The sequence below is a fragment of the Neorhizobium sp. DAR64872/K0K18 genome, assembly GCF_050500175.1.
Lineage (GTDB): Bacteria > Pseudomonadota > Alphaproteobacteria > Rhizobiales > Rhizobiaceae > Neorhizobium > Neorhizobium soli.
This window is the reverse complement of record NZ_CP191445.1, coordinates 57,388-77,601: the sequence shown is the minus strand read 5'-3', so window position 1 is coordinate 77,601 and position 20,214 is coordinate 57,388. Positions and strand designations below refer to the sequence as shown.

Annotated in this window: 20 protein-coding genes; 6 read left to right on the top strand and 14 right to left on the bottom strand. The window is 59.1% G+C overall.

The annotated features are described in order from the left end of the window. Nucleotides 1–36: 36 nt before the first annotated feature. Nucleotides 37–576, top strand: a complete 540-nt coding sequence (locus ACQY1P_RS00355) for a hypothetical protein (protein ID WP_325265698.1) — start codon at nt 37–39, stop codon at nt 574–576. Between the two features lie 583 nt (nt 577–1,159). Here ACQY1P_RS00355 and ACQY1P_RS00350 read toward each other — a convergent pair. The 5 genes from ACQY1P_RS00350 to ACQY1P_RS00330 all read right to left on the bottom strand — a co-directional run bounded on the left by ACQY1P_RS00350 (nt 1,160) and on the right by ACQY1P_RS00330 (nt 6,134). Continuing rightward, nucleotides 1,160–2,338 (bottom strand): alpha-hydroxy acid oxidase, encoded by a 1,179-nt coding sequence (locus ACQY1P_RS00350; protein WP_325265697.1) that lies wholly within the window; start codon nt 2,336–2,338, stop codon nt 1,160–1,162. Between the two features lie 91 nt (nt 2,339–2,429). Further along, nucleotides 2,430–3,938, bottom strand: coding sequence for a tripartite tricarboxylate transporter permease (locus ACQY1P_RS00345; protein WP_325265696.1), 1,509 nt, complete (start codon nt 3,936–3,938; stop codon nt 2,430–2,432). 31 nt (nt 3,939–3,969) lie between these two features. Then, nucleotides 3,970–4,431, bottom strand: a complete 462-nt coding sequence (locus ACQY1P_RS00340; protein ID WP_430253356.1) for a tripartite tricarboxylate transporter TctB family protein — start codon at nt 4,429–4,431, stop codon at nt 3,970–3,972. Continuing rightward, nucleotides 4,428–5,387: a tripartite tricarboxylate transporter substrate binding protein gene (locus ACQY1P_RS00335; RefSeq protein ID WP_430253354.1), complete on the bottom strand. Its 960-nt coding sequence runs from the start codon at nt 5,385–5,387 to the stop codon at nt 4,428–4,430. Before ACQY1P_RS00335 ends, ACQY1P_RS00340 begins: the two co-directional genes overlap by 4 nt. A gap of 51 nt (nt 5,388–5,438) precedes the next feature. Continuing rightward, entirely contained in the window at nt 5,439–6,134 is a 696-nt protein-coding gene (locus ACQY1P_RS00330) for an IclR family transcriptional regulator (RefSeq protein ID WP_062460162.1), read from the bottom strand. Nucleotides 6,135–6,265: 131 nt separating this feature from the next. Between ACQY1P_RS00330 and ACQY1P_RS00325 the strand changes: the two genes are divergently transcribed. Together ACQY1P_RS00325 and ACQY1P_RS00320 are read left to right on the top strand one after the other, a co-directional pair. Beyond that, nucleotides 6,266–7,288 carry a hydroxyacid dehydrogenase gene (locus ACQY1P_RS00325; RefSeq protein ID WP_430253352.1) on the top strand — a complete coding sequence of 341 codons (1,023 nt, stop codon included), beginning with the start codon at nt 6,266–6,268 and terminating at the stop codon, nt 7,286–7,288. Between the two features lie 30 nt (nt 7,289–7,318). Then, complete coding sequence (locus tag ACQY1P_RS00320) at nt 7,319–7,993, top strand: RraA family protein (protein WP_062460163.1); 675 nt, start codon at nt 7,319–7,321, stop codon at nt 7,991–7,993. 274 nt (nt 7,994–8,267) lie between these two features. On the opposite strand, the gene ACQY1P_RS00315 is transcribed toward ACQY1P_RS00320, so the two are convergent. Beyond that, entirely contained in the window at nt 8,268–9,176 is a 909-nt protein-coding gene (locus ACQY1P_RS00315; protein WP_325265693.1) for a LysR family transcriptional regulator, read from the bottom strand. A gap of 168 nt (nt 9,177–9,344) precedes the next feature. On the opposite strand from ACQY1P_RS00315, the gene ACQY1P_RS00310 reads away from it, so the two are divergent. Continuing rightward, complete coding sequence (locus tag ACQY1P_RS00310; RefSeq protein WP_325265692.1) at nt 9,345–10,382, top strand: aldo/keto reductase; 1,038 nt, start codon at nt 9,345–9,347, stop codon at nt 10,380–10,382. A gap of 84 nt (nt 10,383–10,466) precedes the next feature. Here the strand turns inward: ACQY1P_RS00310 and ACQY1P_RS00305 are convergent, their stop codons facing one another. The 5 genes from ACQY1P_RS00305 to ACQY1P_RS00285 all read right to left on the bottom strand — a co-directional run bounded on the left by ACQY1P_RS00305 (nt 10,467) and on the right by ACQY1P_RS00285 (nt 14,858). Continuing rightward, on the bottom strand, nt 10,467–10,631 hold the full coding sequence (locus tag ACQY1P_RS00305; RefSeq protein WP_430253350.1) for a winged helix-turn-helix transcriptional regulator: 165 nt from the start codon (nt 10,629–10,631) through the stop codon (nt 10,467–10,469). Nucleotides 10,632–10,783: 152 nt separating this feature from the next. Continuing rightward, a complete protein-coding gene (locus tag ACQY1P_RS00300) occupies nt 10,784–11,758 on the bottom strand; it encodes an aliphatic sulfonate ABC transporter substrate-binding protein (RefSeq protein WP_430253868.1) in 975 nt (324 codons plus the stop codon). A 47-nt stretch (nt 11,759–11,805) separates the two neighbouring features. Then, nucleotides 11,806–12,579, bottom strand: coding sequence for an ABC transporter ATP-binding protein (locus tag ACQY1P_RS00295; RefSeq protein ID WP_325265690.1), 774 nt, complete (start codon nt 12,577–12,579; stop codon nt 11,806–11,808). Continuing rightward, complete coding sequence (locus ACQY1P_RS00290; protein ID WP_325265726.1) at nt 12,576–13,310, bottom strand: ABC transporter permease; 735 nt, start codon at nt 13,308–13,310, stop codon at nt 12,576–12,578. The genes ACQY1P_RS00295 and ACQY1P_RS00290 overlap by 4 nt, the downstream gene beginning before the upstream one ends. A gap of 111 nt (nt 13,311–13,421) precedes the next feature. After that, nucleotides 13,422–14,858, bottom strand: coding sequence for a sulfatase family protein (locus ACQY1P_RS00285; protein WP_113167720.1), 1,437 nt, complete (start codon nt 14,856–14,858; stop codon nt 13,422–13,424). Nucleotides 14,859–15,028: 170 nt separating this feature from the next. Between ACQY1P_RS00285 and ACQY1P_RS00280 the strand changes: the two genes are divergently transcribed. Beyond that, nucleotides 15,029–16,111 (top strand): LacI family DNA-binding transcriptional regulator, encoded by a 1,083-nt coding sequence (locus ACQY1P_RS00280; protein ID WP_113167721.1) that lies wholly within the window; start codon nt 15,029–15,031, stop codon nt 16,109–16,111. On the opposite strand, the gene ACQY1P_RS00275 is transcribed toward ACQY1P_RS00280, so the two are convergent. Further along, on the bottom strand, nt 16,108–17,604 hold the full coding sequence (locus tag ACQY1P_RS00275) for a sulfatase-like hydrolase/transferase (RefSeq protein ID WP_325265689.1): 1,497 nt from the start codon (nt 17,602–17,604) through the stop codon (nt 16,108–16,110). The genes ACQY1P_RS00280 and ACQY1P_RS00275 overlap by 4 nt on opposite strands. Before the next feature lie 161 nt (nt 17,605–17,765). Between ACQY1P_RS00275 and ACQY1P_RS00270 the strand changes: the two genes are divergently transcribed. Next, nucleotides 17,766–18,437 carry an SDR family oxidoreductase gene (locus ACQY1P_RS00270; protein ID WP_325265688.1) on the top strand — a complete coding sequence of 224 codons (672 nt, stop codon included), beginning with the start codon at nt 17,766–17,768 and terminating at the stop codon, nt 18,435–18,437. Nucleotides 18,438–18,446: 9 nt separating this feature from the next. Here the strand turns inward: ACQY1P_RS00270 and ACQY1P_RS00265 are convergent, their stop codons facing one another. Further along, nucleotides 18,447–19,382, bottom strand: coding sequence for a formylglycine-generating enzyme family protein (locus tag ACQY1P_RS00265; protein WP_113167724.1), 936 nt, complete (start codon nt 19,380–19,382; stop codon nt 18,447–18,449). 78 nt (nt 19,383–19,460) lie between these two features. Then, entirely contained in the window at nt 19,461–20,213 is a 753-nt protein-coding gene (locus ACQY1P_RS00260; protein WP_113167725.1) for a TSUP family transporter, read from the bottom strand. Between the last annotated feature and the right edge of the window lies 1 nt (nt 20,214).

The window sequence follows — 20,214 nt, the reverse complement described above, 5'->3', positions numbered from 1 at the left end:
CCTTCGTGCCGCAACGTTCGAACGAAAGGACTTGGAATGCGTCTCGTAGCGAAATCTCTCATGGGCGTGGTCCTGCTGTCGGCCCTCCCCGCGTCCGCAAACGACGTTCACCAGACGAAGTGCAAGGGCAACAGCGGAGCATGCATCCAGGAAGCCCAGCGCGTCTGCGGTGGTGAATACCACGTTCTTTTCAGTGAAAGCCACGCCGGAGGGCTCCTCGGCGACAGCGTTCCAGGACCGGTGACCTGGTACTCCATGAGCTACGAATGTCCGAACTCCCGTGGCGACAAGCCGGACTTCCCGTTCCGCGGCAACACGTATTCACCGCCGCCGGAACGCGACATCGAAACGAAGTCGCGGCAGAGGGTCTCCATCGGAAGCATGGGTAAATTCTGCCAGGGAGAAGCATCAGCCACGTTCGGCCGCAGGCCTCAGGAAATCCTTACTCTCCCGGTGGAGCGCACGGGGGGCGGGTTCACTGTCTACGGCCAGTTCCCACCCGAGGGATCGCGGGTCACCACGTTCGAGTGTCGCTTCGATTCGTCCGGTGCATTCAGACGCGTTGTTCGCGATTAACGGCATGTAGCCGCAAATTACGAACCCATTATAATCGCATTCCCGACCTGACTGATCGCCTGAGCTCTCAAATTAGAAACTAATGTCTTGAGTGGGCGGTCAGCATTCTCCATTCGGTCTCTATTCATGACAATTCACCTGTACTGGTGTAACGGGGAAGAAGATGGCAGCAATGGGAGGGCAGCCTGCGGCGTTCTAAAGTCATCGCGGCTGCTCATCCCCGGCATCCTGGGCGCGGGTGTTCCAGTCTTGGGAATGCTGTGGATCACTTGGGCCTTGGTCCGAAGCGACGAGCAGACAATGCTCGACACGGTCGCCGAACGATCCTTGTTCGTGCCACTCGCTCTGCGGCGGAAGCGGACGCTGCAATTGCCATGCTGACCAACAGTGAGGGTGAGCCCTGCTCCAGTGCTGATATCGCGCTCATGCAGCGGGAAGTCTCGATACGCTGACAATCGAAGAGATAGGACTGATGGCCGCTTTTAAAAGCACCATACGAAAGCGTGAGCAATCATCATACTAATAGCATTCGTCCGTTGCGGCCAATGACGATGGATTTTCGAGTTGAGCGGCGGAGCGAAATTCAGACGCGAATAGAAATTGATGGAAGCTCAATAATTTCTGTCACACCCAACAGCCCCATATTCCTATGCAATTCATCCGCAAGGATGCTTGCGGCTTTCGCGACACCGTTATTTGAACCTACTGCTGCGGCGTAAAGGAATGGCCTCCCTACGAATACGAATTTCGCACCAATCGCGAGGGCTTTTGCGATATCTGTCCCCCGACGAATGCCACCATCGATCATGACAACCGTTTCTGATCCTACTCTATCCACTATCGCAGGCAGAGCTTTCATAGGTGCTATCGCGCCATCAAGCTGCCTGCCGCCATGGTTGGAAACTATGATGCCATCCGCCCCACGCTCTGCGGCAATGGCTGCATCTTCGGGATGAAGTATCCCCTTCACGACCAAGTTCCCGGTCCATCTTTGTCTGATCCGGCTGAAGTGGTCCCAACTCAGATGATCCTTTTTGCCGAAGTCGCGCATGACGTTCGACGCAATAATCGGCGCACCGCGCGTCGCATACGAGTTCTCAAAATGGGGAATGCCGTAATTGAGTATCGTACGTGCGAAAGTTCCAATCGTCCATGCCGGATGGGTCATTCCCTGCCAGGCAAGACGGAGGCTTGGCCGAAGAGGCGTCGAGAAGCCAGCGCGGATGTTATTTTCCCGGTTGGCCAGCACGGCGGTATCCACCGTCAGAACTAGAGTTTTGTAGCCTGCCGAAGCCACTCGATCTATCAATCCATCGATCCGGTCCGGCTCTCCCGGTAGATAGGCCTGAAACCATGATCGAGGTGCAGCTTCGATGATCTCCTCCAACCGTATCAGGGATGAGCCGCTCATGATCATGGCAATCCCGGCATCCTGCGCAGCTTGGGCAAGAACAAGATCGCCGCGGTACGCTATTAGGGCGCTTATACCCATCGGCGCTATCCCAAACGGTGCGCTCCATTCCTCGCCGAACAAGATTGTCTTTGTGGTTCTGGTCGACACGTTTCTTAGAACCCGTGGCGTGAGGCTTATCTCCCTGAACGCCGCTTCATTCATGCGCAGCGAGGCATTCGTCTCGCTTGCCCCGGCGATGTATCCAAAAAGCGGCGCGGGCAAATGACGTTTCGCCAGAAGCTCGAAATCACCAAGAGACAGGACATCGCGCAGGCGGTGCCCCGCCGAAGCAGAAAGAGCGGAAACCATAATTTTCAACCTTCACCGATGACCACATCGGCGGCGTTTCGATTTGAGTTTAAGACAATGAAAAAGGGCGCCCCTAAAGGCGCCCTCTTCTCTAATCTTCGCTCGCCTCGAAAGCGGCTTTTCTGTTCTTGCGAATGGTGGGCAGGATCAGCGTCAGCAGCATCAGAGCTGTGATGACAAGGAGAACGGCACTGATCGGTCGCTCGAAGAAAACCAACCAGTCACCCTGAGACAAGAGCATCGCGCGGCGCAGGTTTGTTTCCAGAAGCGGGCCCAGAACGAAGCCGAGAAGCAGAGGACCCGGCTCGCATTTTGCCTTCCGCAGGACGTATCCAAGGATACCGAAGAGGATGACCAGTGCCACGTCGAAGCCACGATTGCTGACGCTGTAAACACCCACGCAGCAGAAAAGCAAAATAGCCGGATACATCAGGCGGTAAGGGATCTGCAGCAGCTTCACCCACAGTCCAATCAGCGGCAGATTGATGACGAGCAACATGGCGTTGCCGAGCCACATCGATGCGACCAGACCCCAGAACAGTTCCGGCTGGTTCTGGATGACCGATGGGCCGGGGGTGATGCCGTGGATGGTCATCGCGCCCAGCATCATGGCCATGATCGAATTCGAAGGGATACCCAGCGTCAGAAGCGGAATGAACGATGCCTGGGCACCGGCATTGTTCGCAGCCTCGGGTCCGGCAACACCTGCAATCGCGCCGTGACCGAATTTCTCCGGCGTCTTCGAAATGCGCTTTTCGACGGAATAGGCGCTGAAGGCGCTTAACGTGGCGCCGCCGCCCGGGAGAACGCCGAGGATGGTTCCAACGCCGGTGCCGCGCAGAACTGCTGCCCAGCTGTCCTTGAATTCCTCCCGCGTCGGCCACAGCCGACCGATCTTGCTTTGCAGAACGCCGCGGATTTCCTTGGATTCAAGATTGGTGGCAATCTCCGCGATCCCAAACAGACCGACGGCGATCACGACGAAATCGATACCATCATAAAGGTCGGTTGAGCCGAAGGTCATGCGGGCCGAACCGCTGTTGACGTCGATGCCAACCATGCCGAGCACGAGACCGAGGCAAACCATGCCGATGGCTTTCACGACAGAACCGTGGGCGAGAATGGTGGCAGCGAGGAGCCCGAAAATACACAGCGCAACATATTCGGCTGGTCCAAAGGACAGTGCGAAGGCAGACAGCGTCGGTCCGGCAACGGCCAGAGCGATCGTTGCAACCGTGCCCGCGAAGAAGGAGCCGAGCGCTGCAATCGCCAGGGCGGCACCCGCCCTGCCCTTTCGTGCCATTTGGTACCCGTCGATCGCGGTTACCACCGCTGAGGCTTCCCCGGGAAGATTGACCAAAATGGCTGTCGTCGAGCCACCGTATTGCGCGCCGTAGAAAATGCCGGCCAGCATGATCAAAGCCCCAAGCGGCGGCAGGAAGAAGGTCACCGGCAGAAGAATAGCCACCGTTGCGGTCGGGCCGATACCCGGCAAGACGCCGATCAGGGTTCCTAAAAGCGCGCCGATGAAACAAAACATCAGATTGGTGGGTGTCAGGGCCTCGGAGAATCCGAGCATAAGGACGTCGATAAAAGCCATCGAAATAATCCGATCAAATAAGGAAAGGTCGTCAGAAGGGCCAGATCGGCATCTGGACGCCAAGTCCGTAAACGAAGAGAAGCGCACCGAGCGTCGTCAGAACTGCGGTCGAGACGAAAATCTCCTTCCAGCGCGATTCCGGATCGGCAAGACTTCCCACAACCAGAAGCCAGATGGTTGCAGCGACAAAGCCGAAGCGTTCGGCTGCAAACGCAAATCCTGCGATGGCGGCGACCAGAATAAGCAGCGGCTTGGGGTTAACCGCATCCAGTGCCTCATGTGGCTTGGACAGTGCCTTGATGAGGACGATCACGCCGATGAGCGCAATGATGGCGCATAGGGACTTCGGAAGGAAACCGGGGCCCATCATTGCCGGAGTGCCGTATGTCAGGTCGCGCCCGGCCCAAAGGCCAAGCGCTCCCAGAAATATCAGTACGCCACCCGCAAGAATATCGGGAAAGTCCCGACCGTTTGCTGCAGGCTTTATGCTCATTGCTGCACCCAAGGTGTTGTGTCCCAGATCTTCTGGAAGCGAGCGAGACGCGTTGGCATTTCCTTTTCCCAATCAGGACCGCTGAGATAGGCAAGTGGCAGCGCCATCTGCTTGGCTTGCTTCTGGAACTCAGGGTTATCCAGAGTTGCCTTGACGGCGGCAGCAAAACGGTCGGCGATTTCAGCCGGCACTTCGCGGGGAGCAGCGATGCCGCGCTCGGATGTCATCTCGACATTGAATCCGGATTCGATGGCTGTCGGGACGTCCGGAAGCTGAGGCGAGCGTTCCTTGCCGAAAGTATTGATCATCCGCAGGCCGGACGTATCGTTGCCGCCGAACTCGCTGACGTTGAGACCGCCACCGGTCACCTGTGCGCCAAGGATCGCGGTGCGGGTTTCGCCGGCACCGTTGAACGGAATATGCGTCATCTTAGTGCCCGTTTCGGCCCCGAGAATGATGATGGCGAGGTGATCATCCGTGCCGATGCCGGATGAGCCGAACGAAACCGCACCGGGCTTTGCCTTCGCTGCTTCGATGAATTGCGCGATAGTTTTGATTTCTGACGCCGCAGGAACGGCGATAGCCGCAGGGTCGTCTACGATACGGGCAATCGGCTTGATGGTCTTTGGATCATAGCCGAGCTTTCTCTGCACCTGCATGGACAGGAAACCGGGCGTGTTGATGTAGGAGAAGGTGTAGCCATCCGGCTTGGCTTTTGCCAACGCCGTATACGCGATTTCGCCCGATGCGCCGGGGCGGTTTTCGATGACAATATCTGCGCCGAGTTCTTTTTCAAGATAGGGCTGCATGGCACGCGCCATGACATCCGTGCTGCCGCCCGGCGCAAAGGCAACGATCATCTGAATGGGTCGATCCTTCGGCCATTCGGCATGGGCCGAGCCAATCGTTGCAAGCAAAGTGCCGGCTGCCAATATCGCCGTTCTCATCATATTCATCAATATGCTCCTCCCAAGGAACGCTATGCGGGCCCGGCACCCGCTCTGGAACTAGCCGGGGTGTCCTCCAAGCGCAGCGCTGAGCTTGCGCGCGGCAACGCGGAGAATTTCGAGATTTTTTGACACGGCCTCGTCGTTGAAACGCGATGGCGGGCCGGTCAAAGCCAATGAGCCGAAGAGGGCTTGTCCGTCGCGGTAGACGGGAACGGCGACGCTCGCGACCTGTGGGTCACGCTCACCGATGGTGACATGAAACCCCTTGGCGCGAATATCGTCGTAAAGCTTTCCGGCGGATCCGGTGAACGCCAGAATGACACGCCCAGGCGCGCCACGATCGAGCGGCATGGAATCGCCAACACGCGCCGAGTGGCGGATCGATTGTGTGGAATCGTGCCGATGAAGGCAGACGCGGACATCTCCCTCTTTCACGTAGACCGCAGCGCTCTCGCCGCTCTCATCGCTGATCTGGGCAAGCAAAGGCTCAACGATGGCAGCTGATTTGAATGTAGATTGATAAAGCCCGCCGAGACGCACGAGCTTCGGGCCTAGCCGCCAGCTAGCATCATCATTGCGAACGAGCATGGAGGATTTCGCGAGCGAGCGCGCGATGCGCAGCACCGTGGATTTGTCGAGTTCCGTGCGACGCGCAAGCTCTCCGAGCGTCAACGAATAGTCGACATCGGTAAAAGCTTCCAGCATCGAGACAGCGCGTTCAACAGCTGCGACACCTGAAGAATTGCCTGGCATTGGTTCAAACCTCCCTCAAAAAGATATTGTACTAGGTACAACACCTTTTCATCCAGTACAATAACCGATAATGAGGATTCGTCAACCGTCGCTTACCTGTCAGGCGACGCACCGGAGTTCGGGAGGATTTAGTGAACAAAATCAATGCAGCGGAAGCTGCTGAAAACCTATCAACGGCGAATGCGAGGGGTCTCAAGGTTCTTGTGACTGGGGCGGAATTGGCGCCTGAAGCAACAGAACTTCTTAAACGACATGCAATCGAGATCGTTTATGCGGACGGCTACAGCGGCTCGGAAAATCTCGCTGAGATCGCAAGAACAAACGCGGTCGATGCGATCCTCGTCAGACAAGGCCAGATAAACGATCAGGTCATCGCTTCCTCCTCCCGACTTCGCGTGATCGCAAAACACGGCAGTGGTGTGGACAATATCGATCTAAACGCCGCCACTTCCCACAGCATCCCGGTTCTGCGCGCCCTCGCAGCGAACGCCCAGTCGGTCGCTGAACTTGCGATCACCCTGTCCGTGACGCTGATGAAAGACATCGGCAGCCTGAGCGACACCGTGAAGGGCGGCGCCTGGCCGAAGACGAAATATGTCGGACGCGACCTCGCGGGCGCCTGCTTCGGCATTATCGGATTTGGCGAGATCGGGCGCAGGACGGCTAAGCTTGCGCAGGGCCTCGGTATGGAAACCATCGCATACGACCCGTTTGCGGAGGATGCAGATGGCACGCGCGTGAGCCGCGACCTGTCGGAGGTCCTCGCGCAGAGCGATATCGTCAGCCTGCATTGCCCGCTGACACCGCAGACCCATCACCTTATCAACGCCGACCGGCTGAAGGCGATGAAATCCACGGCCTTCATCGTCAACACGTCTCGTGGCGCCGTCATCGATGAGGCTGCTCTTCTGGATGCATTGAAGGACGGCAGCATCGCAGGTGCCGCACTCGACAGCTTCGAGCAGGAACCACCCGCGACCGATCACCCGTTCTGGGTTCTGCCAAATCTGATCGCAACGCCTCACGTGGGCGGGGCAAGTCGATCAGCGCTGAAGAACATGGCCGTACAGAGTGCGCAGCACATCGTCGATGTCCTCACCGGCGCGCCCTTTGATCGTCGGGCACTCGCCAACCAGAACCTCGCTCAGAACTAAACCACCAAATTTGAAAACAGAGGAATCGAAATGTTGGGTTTCAGAGTATGCAAGCGTAACCAGAATGTCAGCGCGGAATGGGTCGAGAAATTCAGAACTCTGCCTGTCGCCAACGTGAGTGATGTCATGTCCCGCATGACGGCGGGCGGCGCGCCGCTTCGACCGTTCTATACGGGTCCGAGAATGGTCGGCGCCGCGGTGACGGTCAAAGCGCGCCCAGGCGACAACCTGATGGTCCACAAGGCACTCGACATTGCCGAGCCTGGTGACATCGTCGTTGTCGATGCCGGTGGTGATCTCAGCAATGCGATCATTGGGGAACTGATGGTTGCGCATGCAGCACAGCGCGGTCTCGGCGGCATCGTTATCTTCGGCGCCATCCGCGACAGCGAAGAACTGCTGGCCGGATCATTCCCCGTCTTTGCAGCAGGTGTCACCCATCGCGGCCCCTACAAGGATGGTCCCGGCGAAGTCAACGTGCCTATCGCCATCAACGGCATGGTCATCGAGCCGGGTGACCTCATCTGCGGCGACGCCGATGGCCTGCTCTCTGTGCCGCTGTCCTCGGTCGAAACGGTCTTCGAAGCCGCATCGAAGAAGCACGCGGCAGAGACAAAGCAGATGGAAAACATCAAGCTCGGCAAGAACGACCGTGCCTGGGTCGACGCGTCTCTCACGCGGCTCGGCTGTGTTATAGAAGCCTGATCAAAACGAGGCGTGGAAACACCCACGCCTCGTTCAGCCGAGTTGTCTCGCCTTGAAGGGATTCGAACCACAGACCCGTTGTTTCTCAGTACCGAGAACAAGTTTAGCACAAGGTGTCAGGCCATTCCTGCGCACCATGGAAGACGCGAATACGGCCCGCTGTTTCGGAAAACTTCATATGCCGCGACGTACGGCGTCCCGTTAGTGACGAGTTCGGGAAAATTTATCAGTACCAACTCACACTTAGCAGGCGACAACGAACAGGTCTTCAGCGTTAACCGCGCACTTTCCCACGCTCGGCGAGAAAATCCAGGAGCGCACGCACCCGCGAAGGGAGCAGTCCACCTTGGCCGGTGTGGATCGCATGGAAGGCCTCGCGATCGCCAGGATTGAAGTCCTCCAGAACAGGCATGAGACGCCCGGCATCGATGTCGTCCTGGACCGTGAATCGGGCAAGGCGCACGAGCCCGACACCGCAAAGCGCCAGACGGCGCAGCGCTTCGCCGTCGCCCGCCTGAACCCGCCCGACGGCCGGAATGACGACAGTTCCGGCAGGCGTCTTCATCGGCCATCCATCCACGCTACGGACATAGGAGAAGCCAAGACAGTTGTGGTGATCGAGGTCTTCAACGGTCTGCGGCTCACCGAAGCGGGCTATGTATGCAGGGCTGCCTGCGACAATCATGGCTGTATCCCCAAGCTTGCGCGCCACCAGGCTTGAACTCTTTAGCGCTCCTGCGCGAACTGCCACATCCGTTCGCTCCGCCATCAGGTCTACAACCACGTCGGTCTGCACGAGATCAAGGGTGACGCCGGGATAGCGCTCCAGGAACTCCGGCAGGATCGGAGCGAGAATATGCGTGGCGTAGGATGCGCTGGTGTTGAGACGTATGCGTCCCACCGGCTGCTCGCCGGCACCGGCGCTCCGCTCGGCATCGCCGATGTCGGCAAGAATAAGGGTCGCCCTATCGTAGAACGCGCACCCCTCGGCTGTGAGCTGGAAAGCCCGCGTTGATCGGTTGACCAATCGAGCCCCAAGCCGTGCCTCTAGCCGGGCGACAAGCTTGCTGACCGCGGACGGCGTCATGTGGCAAGCGCGCGCTGCGGCCGAAAAGCCGCCGCGTTCTACCACGCAGACAAAGACCTCCATTTCACCGGATCGGTTGATATCAGAGCGCGCCATTGGTCTTTCAATTCACAGATGATGTTCTTCTGGGCAGACTATATCGGAAATTGGCAAGCGTCTACTTTGTGGTCTGGTCACCAGGGGTTGCCAGACAGGTCGTGGCCAACGCTCTCGACCTGCCACTTGAGCGACCGCTGAACCCCCGCTCGTTGCAAAGGACAAACAATGGATTATCGCTATCTCGGCCGCTCCGGTCTCAAGGTCTCGGTGCTCAGCTTCGGCGCCGGCACATTCGGTGGTTCAGGGCCGCTGTTCGGCGCATGGGGCAACACAGATGTTGAGGAAGCGCGACGGCTGATCGACATCTGCCTGGACGCCGGTGTCAACCTGTTCGACACCGCCGATGTCTATTCCAACGGCGCATCCGAACACGTGCTCGGTGCCGCCATCAAGGGACGTCGCGACAAGGTTCTGATCTCGACCAAGGCCAGCCTTCCGATGGGCGATGGTCCAAACGATGCGGGGTCTTCGCGTTTCAGGCTGATGGGATCGATCGAGGACGCGCTAAAGCGGCTCGGGACCGATTACATCGACATTCTGCAACTTCATGCCTTCGATGCAGCAACGCCGGTCGAAGAGGTCCTGTCCACGCTCGACACGCTTGTTCGCGCCGGAAAGGTTCGCTATATCGGCGTTTCCAACTTTTCCGGCTGGCAGATCATGAAGGCGCTCGCCGCGGCCGATCGCTACGGCTGGCCGCGCTACATTGCCAACCAGGTCTACTATTCGCTGGTTGGCCGCGACTATGAATGGGACCTCATGCCGCTCGGAGCAGACCAGGGTCTTGGCGCTCTGGTGTGGAGCCCCCTCGGCTGGGGACGGCTGACCGGCAAGGTCAGGCGCGGTGATCCCATTCCGGACGGAAGCCGTCTCCACGATACGGCAAGCTTTGGCCCACCCGTAGACGATGAGCTTCTGTTCCGTGTCGTAGATGCGCTGGAAGCGGTTGCCGCAGAGGTCGGCAAGACAGTACCGCAGGTGGCACTCAATTGGCTGGTCCAGCGGCCAACCGTGTCATCCGTCATCATCGGCGCGCGCAACGAGGCTCAGCTTCGCCAAAATCTCGGCGCGGTCGGCTGGACCCTTTCTGCCGAACATGTCGCCAAACTCAATGATGCCAGCGAGGTGACGGCACCCTATCCGCATTTCCCATATTACCGGCAGGAAGGGTTCGCACGGATCAACCCGCCGATTGCGAGATAACGGTTCAGCCTTGCTCAGTGGGTCAGGCGTTTCTAGTCATCGATGACGCTGACCTCCTGCTTCCCATGATCATAGACGCACGGCTCAAGCGCCTTGTCGTGCGTCAAAGCTCTCCTGCGCAAGCTCGATCTGATGTTTGCTGTCTCGGCTCCATTCAACAAGTGCCGCGACCTGGCCAGCGAAGGGTTGGCCAAGTTGCGTGAGCTCATAGGTTACGCTTGGTGGAACGCTCGCTTCGACATCGCGCATATGACCCGTCGTCTGGTCTGCTCGTCTAGATCAACAAGCCAGCGTCTACAGTAAGGCTTTCAGCTTCCCCAAGAATTGCGCGCTGGTAGAACAGTCGGGAGCCATTCCCGACTGTTCTACCAATCCCTGACGTTGTCTTCTGTCGGCAATGATCAAGCGCTCGTAAAGAGGTCGGCGGTGTAGAACTTCTCCGGCGCCAGCGGGTCCTTAACCGTGCCGAAATCCTGGAACATCTTGTTGAAGTCAGACAGCCATTTGTTGACCGTGCCGTCCTTTGTAAAGCCTTCCAGTTCCTTGGAGGTCAGCATCTTGCGGCTGCGGGCAACCTTGTCGGTTGCTTCCTTCGGTGCGTTGAGAAACGCCGTGGTGATCTCGATAGAGTGATCGAGGTTGGCGACGCGGTAGTCCATCGCCTTCTTCATCACCCGCAGGAATTTCTTCACCACGTCCGGGTTCTGTTCGATGATTTCGTTGCGCGCCACGAACGTATTGATGAACGACGTCTGAGGATAGAAATCCTGGTTCGAGGCCAGTTCCTTCATGTCAGGCACGCGCGGCTTGATCGTGTCGATCAGGGGGTACCAGATGCCCGCGCCATCGATTTGTTTCGACGTGAAGGCCGCGACAACGGTGGACGGGTCCATTGGCACCATCTGGATGTCAGAGACTGTCATGCCAGCTTTTGTCAGCGCCATGCGCAAGATCATATCGCCAGACGTTCCCTGCGGAACGCCGACCTTCTTACCCTTGAGATCGGCCATCGACGCGATACCGGCTTGGGCGATCACGCGGTCAGAAAAGCCGATATCGTTGACGCCCACCACCTTTGCGCGGCCACTCGCCGGCAACCAGAGGGCGCCGGGGCCGATCGTCCCGAAGTTGAGACTGCCCGCACCCATCGCCTGGATCTGGATCGGACCATTAGTAAAGACCTTCACTGTTGGCTCGAGACCTTCTGCCTCCCACAGCTTCTGGTCCTTGGCGATTGCCAGCACACTGGCATTGGGGAAATCGGCGATATAACCGATCGTCATCTCGGCGGACTGGGCACGGGCCCGGCCGCCGATGGAAAACGCGCTAGCGCCGGCAAGTGCGGCGCCCGTTACCATAAGATTTCGTCTCGTCAGCATGGTCATTCCTCCTTTGACGGGCTGTAAGGTTTTTTCGGCAAGGATCAGGCGGCTGCGGCAGGGTGATACACCGCCCGCCAGACCTCGTTGCGCAATTCTGAAAATTCGGACGAGAGCCGCATATCCTCCGTGCGAGGATAGGGCAGGTCGACATTGACAATCTTGTGAAGCCGGCCCGGCCGAGCTGCCATGACAACGACACGGCTTGCGAGATAGACGGCCTCGTCGACATCATGGGTTATGAACATCACCGTGCGCCGTTCCTTGCTCCACATCGTCAGCAACTGATCCTGAAGCTGCACGCGGGTCAAAGCATCGAGCGCTCCAAACGGCTCGTCCATGAGCAAGATCTTCGGATTGACCGCATAGGCACGGGCAATCGCGCAGCGTTGCTTCATGCCGCCAGACAGAGTCTTCGGCAGTGAATTCGCAAAGTCGGTTAGCCCGACAAGGGCGATGAAATGATCGGCGATACGCCGCCGCTCATCCCGTTTATGGCCGGCAATCTTCAGGCCGAACTCGACATTCTGCCGCACTGTCAGCCACGGGAAAAGCGCATATTGCTGGAAGATCACGCCGCGTTCCGGTCCCGGCCCTCTGACTGGCGTGTCATCGACCAGAACCTGTCCGGAGGACGGCGCGGTCAGGCCGGCTGCAATATTCATCGCCGTCGACTTGCCACACCCGGAGGGTCCGACGACGGTGACGAACTCGCCGTCCGCGATATCGAGGTTCAGTCCCTCAAGCGCCGTAAACGCCGGCCGACCGGCGATATCAAACGTCTTGTTGACATTTTTGAACGAGATTTTCGGGGTCATAGCTTCTCCTGCCAGGCGGTCAGAACACTGTCGATCGCCATGACAATGCGATCCATGATCAGCCCAAGAATGCCGATCGAGATCAGGCTGACGAAGATGGTCGCAAGATCGTAATAGAGTTGTGCCTGCTGCATCCGGAAGCCGAGGCCCGACTGTGCTGCGATCAGCTCGGCAGCCACCACGGTCGACCACGACGAGCCAAGACCGATACGGACGCCCACCATGATATAAGGCAGCGAAGCCGGCACGATGACGCGCCGGAAGATGGTGAAATCGTTGGCACCCAGCACCCGCGCCGCATTGATCATCGTCCTGTCGACGCTGATGACGCCCTGATAGGTGGCGACAACGGAAGACAGGAAGGATGCGAGGAAGATGACGAAGATCTTCGGCGTCTCGTCGATTCCCATCGTCACGATCGCCAGCGGAATGATGGCAAGCGGCGGAATAGTGCGGAAGAACTGGACGTAGGGCTCGATGATGGCGCGGGCGACTTTGTACCAGCCCATCAGGAAGCCGACTGGAATTGCAACGAGAATGCCGAGCGCAAAGCCGGTAAAGACGCGGCCGAGGCTTGCCAGCGCGTCGGACCATAGAAGGCCGCTTTGCGCCTGGATCACAGCTTGCCTGGCGACCGCCAGCGGGGTCGGCAGTCCGACGACGCCATAGGATGTCGCCAGGGCCCACATCGAGATACCGAAGACGACGGCAACGATGTTGATCCCCAGCATGGCGAGGGGGCCAGTCGGCAAAGGTATCCCCCTTGCTTTATCCGATGTGTTTCCACTTTCCATAACTGCCAAGATCACTCCTCCCGAGCTTTCGGCCAGTCCGTCATCCGGTCAGCGTGCCGCTGCCATAACATCCCGTGTCTTGAAGTTCGATTCGATCAGCCAGTCGCGCATCACGTCCAGAAGCTCTCGCTTGTGATCCTGATGGTCCGGATCGCTCCAGAGATTTCTTACCTCCTTCGGATCATTCTCGAGGTCGAACAACTGTCCGTCGGTCGAGCCCTTGAAATGCACCAGTTTCCATCTGTCGCTGCGCACACCGGTCATGAACTCGGTGCCGCCGGCCATCGCCACGTCGCCGATCTGCTCGCAGAAGACGTGCGTGCGGGGCGTCCAGTCCTTGCCTTCCAGTGCAGGCCGTAGGGTTTTCGCCTCGAACGTGTTCGGCGGCGTGATGCCGGCATAGTCGAGAATGGTCGGCCCCAGGTCGAAAAGCTGGCAGAGCCCGTCGACGGTTCGGCCGCCCTCGAACCGGCCGGCAGTCGACCAGATGACTGTCGGAACACGGGTCACGATATCGTACATCGACCATTTCTGGATCAGGCCGTGCTCTCCAAGGCACTCACCATGATCGGAGGTGAAGATGACGATTGCATCTTCCAGATATCCACGCTCCTTCAATGAGGCGAGCAGCTCGCCGACCTTCTCGTCGATCAGCGTCACATTGCCGAGATAGTGAGCCCACAGTCGCTGCATCTGGTCTTCGCTCGGATCCAGGCTCCAGACGACGGAATCGTGGTCAACCTCGACATCGTGCTGACGCTTGTCCTTCAGCTCCTGATGCAGGCTGTCGAGTTCCTCTTTCGTCGGCTTCGGCAAGGGCAGATCGTTGCGCTTCAGATAACGGTCGCTATAGCGCGCCGGCGGATCGAATGGCGGATGCGGGCCGGGAAAGCCGACCTGCAGGAACAGCGGCTCTGTTGGCGGGTAGGTCTCGACCCACCACTTCGCCATGTCGCCGACGAAGGCGTCGGAATGCATGTTCTCTGGAAGCTCCCAGTCAAAACATCCAAGCCGCTCCCGATAGTCCGCACGCTCGCGGTAGAATTCGCGCTGCTGCTTGACGAGACCTTGAGCGGCGAGCGCCTTGTCCCACTCGTCAAAGTACCAGCGTCCCTCCATGTAGCGGTCCTTGTTTTCCACGACGTAACGCTCGTGGAAACCGCTGTCCGAATTATAGGGGATGGTGTGCATCTTCCCGACATTGACGCAGCGATAACCGGCGTCGCGCAGGCTTTCCACCCAGGTCCGCTGCCATTTCTGGCCGTTGGCGAGCACGCCGGTCGTATGCGGGTAATAGCCAGTAAACAGGCTTGCGCGTGATGGCACGCAACTCGGCGCGGTAATGTGGCAGTTGGTCAGCGCCACGCCTTTTTCGATCATCGCATCGATATTCGGCGTATGGGCGTAAGGGTAACCGAGCGCCGAAATGGAATCGTAGCGCTGCTGGTCAGTCATGATTAAAATGATGTTCGGCTTGTCAGCCATCAAATCGCTCCTCCCCGCTGCAGCCAAACGGCGCGGCGGACATTACAACATGCGAAGGAACAATCCCCCTCTTTCGCTTGCCTCTCGAAGCAATGGATGACACAAAGTTATCGATAACGCAACGATCACTATCGCTGCTTGAACGACGTTAGTTGGCAGGTTTTGGACCTATGACGATCAGTGCGAAAGCCAGGGACGGGGACGACGACCGGAGTACGAGTGAGAGGAAGGACCGCCCTGCCCCAACGCTCGCCTCGATCGCCGAACGGGTGGGCGTTTCCGTCAACACCGTATCGCGCGCACTTCGGGCACCCAATACGGTAAGGGTCGAACTGCGGAAACGCATCAATGTGGCGATGGAAGAGCTGAACTACGTACCCAACCGGCTGGCCGGTGGCCTGTCCGGCACGCGCACCGATATCGTCGGCGTCGTGGTGACCTCGCTGTATTATTCGGAATTTGCCAGCGTCATCGATACCCTGCAGTCATCCCTGCTCGAACACGACCTGCAGGTCATGCTTGCCAATACCCGCTACAATCCCGACCAGGAGCTGAAGCTGGTCCGCTCGATCCTGAGCTGGCGGCCGGCGGCGGTGGCAATTATCGGCATCGACCATCCGCCAAAAGTGGTCGAGCTCCTGAAGTCCTCCGGCATTCCGATCATCGAGATGTGGGATACGAGCGGTCCAGTGATCGACACGGCGATCGGTTTCGACCACCAGGCGGTGGGGGCAGCCCAGGCCCGCCATCTGATCGATCGCGGCTACCGAAAACTCGCCTTCGTCGGCAGCCTGCGTGAAAACGACCGGCGCGCGCGAAAACGTCTTTTCGGCCTCGAAACCGAAGCGGTCAAAGCCGGGATTGCACCGGTCGTCACCTGCACGGAACCGATAGGTGGCAGCCCCGATCTCGGCGAGAAGCTGGCGCTTGACGTGCTCCAAAGCCATCCCGGCATCGATGCCATCGTCTGCAACAGCGATGTCGTCGCCTTCGGCGTGCTGCGCGGCCTGAGAAAGCTTGGCAAACGCGTGCCCGAGGACATCGGCGTGATCGCCTTCGGCGACAACGAAGCCGCCGCCTGCATCACCCCGCCCCTCACCACCATCCGTCCTGATCGCGAGCGGATCGGTCGCCTGACCGCCGATGCCATCGTCACCCGCATCAACGGCGGCGAACCGCAGACGACCATCGTTGACTGGAAACTCGTTGCCCGCCAGAGCACGCAACGGGACGCAACTGAGGAAGACGGCTAGGCGCCGTCCTGCCGCGATCTGCTTTCCGGCGTGCGGCTGGAATTGGCGCCAAGTCGCACACTTGCAAGCGTCCAGCCTTGCGTCTTCAGCGAACTTTCGATGCGCCAGGTGAGGATCGCGCTGATCAGTTCCTGCTTCACGGCCTGGTGCGCAGGGTCGGACCAGAGATTGTTCACCTCCGTCGGATCGAGGTCCATGTCGAACAACTGGCCTTCGTGGCTGTCGACGAAATGCACGAGCTTGTAGCGCCGGCTGCGGATCATCGTCATGAACGTCGTGCCGCTGAATATGCGGTCGCCGGCATGTTCGGAAAAGACGTATCGTCGGGGCTCGCACTCCTCACCGCGCAGATAAAGCATCAGCGACTGTGCCTCCATCCAGTCCGGCACCGGCACGCCAGCCATGTCCAGAACAGTCGGAGCAAAGTCAAAGAGCGAGACGAGATCGTCGACCACCCTGCCCTCGGCCACCCGCCCCGGCGCCCAGACAATTGCCGGCACGCGGACACTGTGCTCGTACATCGACCACTTCTGGCTGTGGCCATGGTCGTTGAGGCTGTCGCCGTGGTCAGACGTGAAGATGATGATCGTACCGTCCAGTACGCCGCGCCGCTCGACGGCCTCGATCAGCTTGCCCATCTGCGCGTCGATCATCGAGACATTGGCGAAATAGTGCTGCCGCTGGCGGCGCGTCTGTTCCCTTGTCGGCTGGGACAGATGCACGACGGCGTCGTGGTCGACCGCCAGATGCTGGTCACGCAGCTTTTTCAGCGCCGCCGGCTGGGCCGCGATGTCCGCGTCGCTGAGAATGGGTTCCGGCAGCTCGGCATCCGCATACATGTCGAGGAACTCCTGGGTCGGATCATAGGGCGGATGCGGCCCCGGGATACCGATCTGCAGGAAGAAGGGTTCATTGCCGGTATAGGTATCGAGCCACATCTGGGCGAGCCCGGAGACGAAGTTGTCGGAATGCAGGTCTTCCGGCAGGTTCCAGACGAAGGCGCCGAGCGAGGAGCGGTAATCCTCCCGCCGGCGATAGGTCGCACGGCTCGGCTTTTCCAAGCCACGCGTCCAGATTGCCTTGTCCCATTGGTCAAGGAAAAACGGCAGCCGCGGCGTGGCGCGATCCTTGTTTTCCACCACGTGCCGCTCGTGAAAACCGAACGAATCCTCGAAGGGAGACGTGTGCATTTTGCCGACGTTGACGCAGCGATATCCCGCCTCGGCCATCAGTTGCACCCAGCTGAACGCCCAGGGCTCGTCATTGCGGAACACGCCGTTGGTATGCGGATAGACGCCGGTAAACAGGCTTGCGCGCGACGGCGCACAGGAGGGCGAGGTGACATAGGTCTGGCGGAAATAGGTGCCTTCCCTGACCATCCGGTCGAGATTGGGCGTCTTCATGTAGGGAAAGCCGCCGGCAGCAATCGTGTCGAACCGCTGCTGGTCGGTGATGACAAAGATGATGTTCGGCTTCTTCTTCTCGTTTGACATGATGTTCCTCCCTGTCCAACACCAGCTTGCAGTCCGAGCGACCCCAAGCCCCTCATACTCTCAAGAACCAGCTGTTCTCGTCTGCCAAAATCTGTAGCACCATATAATGATGCTGCGCCCGATGTGGACGCAAGCCATGCCGGCGGGGAGGAGGAGGACCAATGGCGACCGTTTTGATCACCGGCTGCGATCGCGGACTTGGCGAAGAATTCGCGCTTCAATACGCGGCCAGAGGCGACCGGGTCATCGCCACCTGCCTCGATCCCGACGCTTTTGGCAAACGGCACAGAAATTTCCCCAATATAGAAGCCGTCAAGCTCGACGTAACCGATGAAACATCCGTCCTGCGCCTCGCTGCGGAGCTGAACGGCGTTGCGATCGACGTGCTGGTCAACAATGCCGGCATTCCCGGCCCGCATCCGGGCCTGCAAGAAACAGACCTGACGCTCTGGCGAAATATGTTGGAAGTCAATCTGATCGCACCTTTCGTCGTCACAAGGGCCTTCACCGAGCACGTAGCCAGCAGCGAGCGCAAGGTGATCGCCTTCATAACAAGCCGCATGGGGTCGATCGGGCTCAACAATACCGCCAGCTCCTATGCCTATCGATCCAGCAAGGCAGGCCTCAACATGGTAATTAAGAGCCTTGCCATCGATCTCGGTCCCCGCCAGATCTGCGTGCTTGGCCTTCACCCCGGCAAAGTCGCCCGCCAAGGGGACGGCGGACTGAGCATATCCGAGAGCATCGCGCGGATGCGTGAGGTCATCGATCATTCCGGCCCGCACCAGACCGGGAGCTTCTACGATTACAATGGCCAGATCCTCCCCTGGTAACAGATACGGTTAAGGCAGCACGTCATACGCGACACGAAAACCCGTATTGCTCGACGCACTGTCGGCCGAAAGGCCCATGCGGGCAGCGATCCGATAGCGATAGCAGTAGCTCTTGTGGCACAAGAAAGAGCCACCCTTCAGGACCTTGTCAGCGGACTTTTTCGCTTGGTCGTTGCGAAGCTTCGCAACCCTAGACAGCGAGCGTATCTTAAAGGGATCCGCGGTCCATTCCCAGACGTTACCGGAAAGGTTGTAGAAGCCTGCTTCTGATGGTGCGAAGCTGCGTGCCGGTGCCGTTCCGAAATAGCCGTCGACAAGCGCATTTTGGCTCGGGAACCGGCCCTGCCAGATATTGCAAAAAGTCAGATCGTCGCTCGGCTCAGCGTCGCCCCAGGGATACCGGCGCCTGCGGTTGCCACCGCGAGCGGCATGCTCCCATTCGGCTTCGCTCGGCAAGCGGCCACCCACCCATGCAGCAAATGCCGCAGCATCGTGCCAGGAAACATGCGTCACCGGATGATCCAGACGGTCCTCGATCGAGCTGCCAGGGCCTTCCGGCTCCTTCCATGTCGCGCCGTCGACGCGTGTCCACCAAGGCGTGTTGACGACCCCGCCGGTCACGAGGGCTTGGTTCTTGAGGAGCGGCGAGAACACGGCCGACATGCCGAACCGCTCCGATTCCGTCACATGGCCCGTCGCCTCGATGAAGTCCGCAAAGCGGGCGACCGTGACGGTCTCGACTTCGAGATGGAAATCCTGCAGCAAGACCTTCCGCTCCGGTCCTTCACCATCGGCGGCGATGACGGGATCATGGGTGCCGACGAAGCTCTCTCCACCGTTCACCGCAATCGTCCGGCCCGCTCGACCTCGAACCGTGAAACTTTTCGCTCCTACCGACGCCTGGCCTTCCCCGGCTCGCGCCGCTCCCGAACAACATTCACCCATGGGTTCCTCCCAGAAAGCGCTCAGATCCGCCTTAACTCGCCAAACCTCTATCGGCCTTCGATGCCGACAGCGCAACACTCATCCCGCAATCACCGGGACAACCAGAGACAGGCCCGACATCAGCAACAATACAAAAGCGAGCCGTCGCATTGTGTTCTGCGAAAGTTGCGGTGGCCATCGGCGCGCGGCATAACTCGCAACCAGCACCCCGGGAAGTCCGGCCAGTGCCCACGTCGAGGCAAGCGCTGGCCATTCGCCTGATGCTGTTACCAGCACGAGACGAAACATGGCATTGATCGCGAAAACCGCCACAAGCGTCTCGCGGATCGCCGCATGCGACAGAGGTTGCCTGTAGAAGTGGTAGACCAGCGGCGGCCCTGCGGTCGAAAACAGGCCTCCCATGAGACCGCCAAGCGCACCGAAGAAAACGAAACTTGGTTTCGATGACAGGCTTCCACGGGCCGCTGGCCGGAGGATCAGCTGTAGGCTGGACATGATAATGACGAGACCAAGCACCAGCCGCAGCGCCACCAAAGATGACGAAGCCATGAGGTTCAGCAACACATATCCAACAACGATCAGTGGGATTGCACCGAGCAATGACAGCAGAAATGGCATCAGGGCTATTGCGCGCCAACCTTTGGCAAGCACGACAACCGCGTTGGCCAAGGTGAGGAAGCCAATGATGACGGCAGCGTCTGGAAGCGGAATGAGACCCGTCAGAGCGATTGCACCCATCAGCAACAACCCGAACGCGAACCCCGTGAGTGTCTGGACATAGGCCGCAGCAAACGAGAGCAAGATGAAAAGGGCAACGCCGCCGCTGGGCATT

What these genes read in the sequence shown, in the direction of transcription:
- ACQY1P_RS00290 (WP_325265726.1), bottom strand. Translation starts at nt 13,310, where the DNA reads ATGCTGGGGATCAACATCGTTGCCGTCGTCTTCGGTATCTCGATGTGG.
- ACQY1P_RS00310 (WP_325265692.1), top strand. Translation starts at nt 9,345, where the DNA reads ATGGATTATCGCTATCTCGGCCGCTCCGGTCTCAAGGTCTCGGTGCTC.
- ACQY1P_RS00280 (WP_113167721.1), top strand. Translation starts at nt 15,029, where the DNA reads ATGACGATCAGTGCGAAAGCCAGGGACGGGGACGACGACCGGAGTACG.
- ACQY1P_RS00275 (WP_325265689.1), bottom strand. Translation starts at nt 17,604, where the DNA reads ATGTCAAACGAGAAGAAGAAGCCGAACATCATCTTTGTCATCACCGAC.
- ACQY1P_RS00305 (WP_430253350.1), bottom strand. Translation starts at nt 10,631, where the DNA reads ATGCGCGATGTCGAAGCGAGCGTTCCACCAAGCGTAACCTATGAGCTC.
- ACQY1P_RS00265 (WP_113167724.1), bottom strand. Translation starts at nt 19,382, where the DNA reads ATGGGTGAATGTTGTTCGGGAGCGGCGCGAGCCGGGGAAGGCCAGGCG.
- ACQY1P_RS00295 (WP_325265690.1), bottom strand. Translation starts at nt 12,579, where the DNA reads ATGACCCCGAAAATCTCGTTCAAAAATGTCAACAAGACGTTTGATATC.
- ACQY1P_RS00335 (WP_430253354.1), bottom strand. Translation starts at nt 5,387, where the DNA reads ATGAATATGATGAGAACGGCGATATTGGCAGCCGGCACTTTGCTTGCA.
- ACQY1P_RS00270 (WP_325265688.1), top strand. Translation starts at nt 17,766, where the DNA reads ATGGCGACCGTTTTGATCACCGGCTGCGATCGCGGACTTGGCGAAGAA.
- ACQY1P_RS00315 (WP_325265693.1), bottom strand. Translation starts at nt 9,176, where the DNA reads ATGGCGCGCTCTGATATCAACCGATCCGGTGAAATGGAGGTCTTTGTC.
- ACQY1P_RS00350 (WP_325265697.1), bottom strand. Translation starts at nt 2,338, where the DNA reads ATGGTTTCCGCTCTTTCTGCTTCGGCGGGGCACCGCCTGCGCGATGTC.
- ACQY1P_RS00340 (WP_430253356.1), bottom strand. Translation starts at nt 4,431, where the DNA reads ATGAGCATAAAGCCTGCAGCAAACGGTCGGGACTTTCCCGATATTCTT.
- ACQY1P_RS00260 (WP_113167725.1), bottom strand. Translation starts at nt 20,213, where the DNA reads ATGCCCAGCGGCGGCGTTGCCCTTTTCATCTTGCTCTCGTTTGCTGCG.
- ACQY1P_RS00330 (WP_062460162.1), bottom strand. Translation starts at nt 6,134, where the DNA reads ATGCCAGGCAATTCTTCAGGTGTCGCAGCTGTTGAACGCGCTGTCTCG.
- ACQY1P_RS00355 (WP_325265698.1), top strand. Translation starts at nt 37, where the DNA reads ATGCGTCTCGTAGCGAAATCTCTCATGGGCGTGGTCCTGCTGTCGGCC.
- ACQY1P_RS00285 (WP_113167720.1), bottom strand. Translation starts at nt 14,858, where the DNA reads ATGGCTGACAAGCCGAACATCATTTTAATCATGACTGACCAGCAGCGC.
- ACQY1P_RS00320 (WP_062460163.1), top strand. Translation starts at nt 7,319, where the DNA reads ATGTTGGGTTTCAGAGTATGCAAGCGTAACCAGAATGTCAGCGCGGAA.
- ACQY1P_RS00345 (WP_325265696.1), bottom strand. Translation starts at nt 3,938, where the DNA reads ATGGCTTTTATCGACGTCCTTATGCTCGGATTCTCCGAGGCCCTGACA.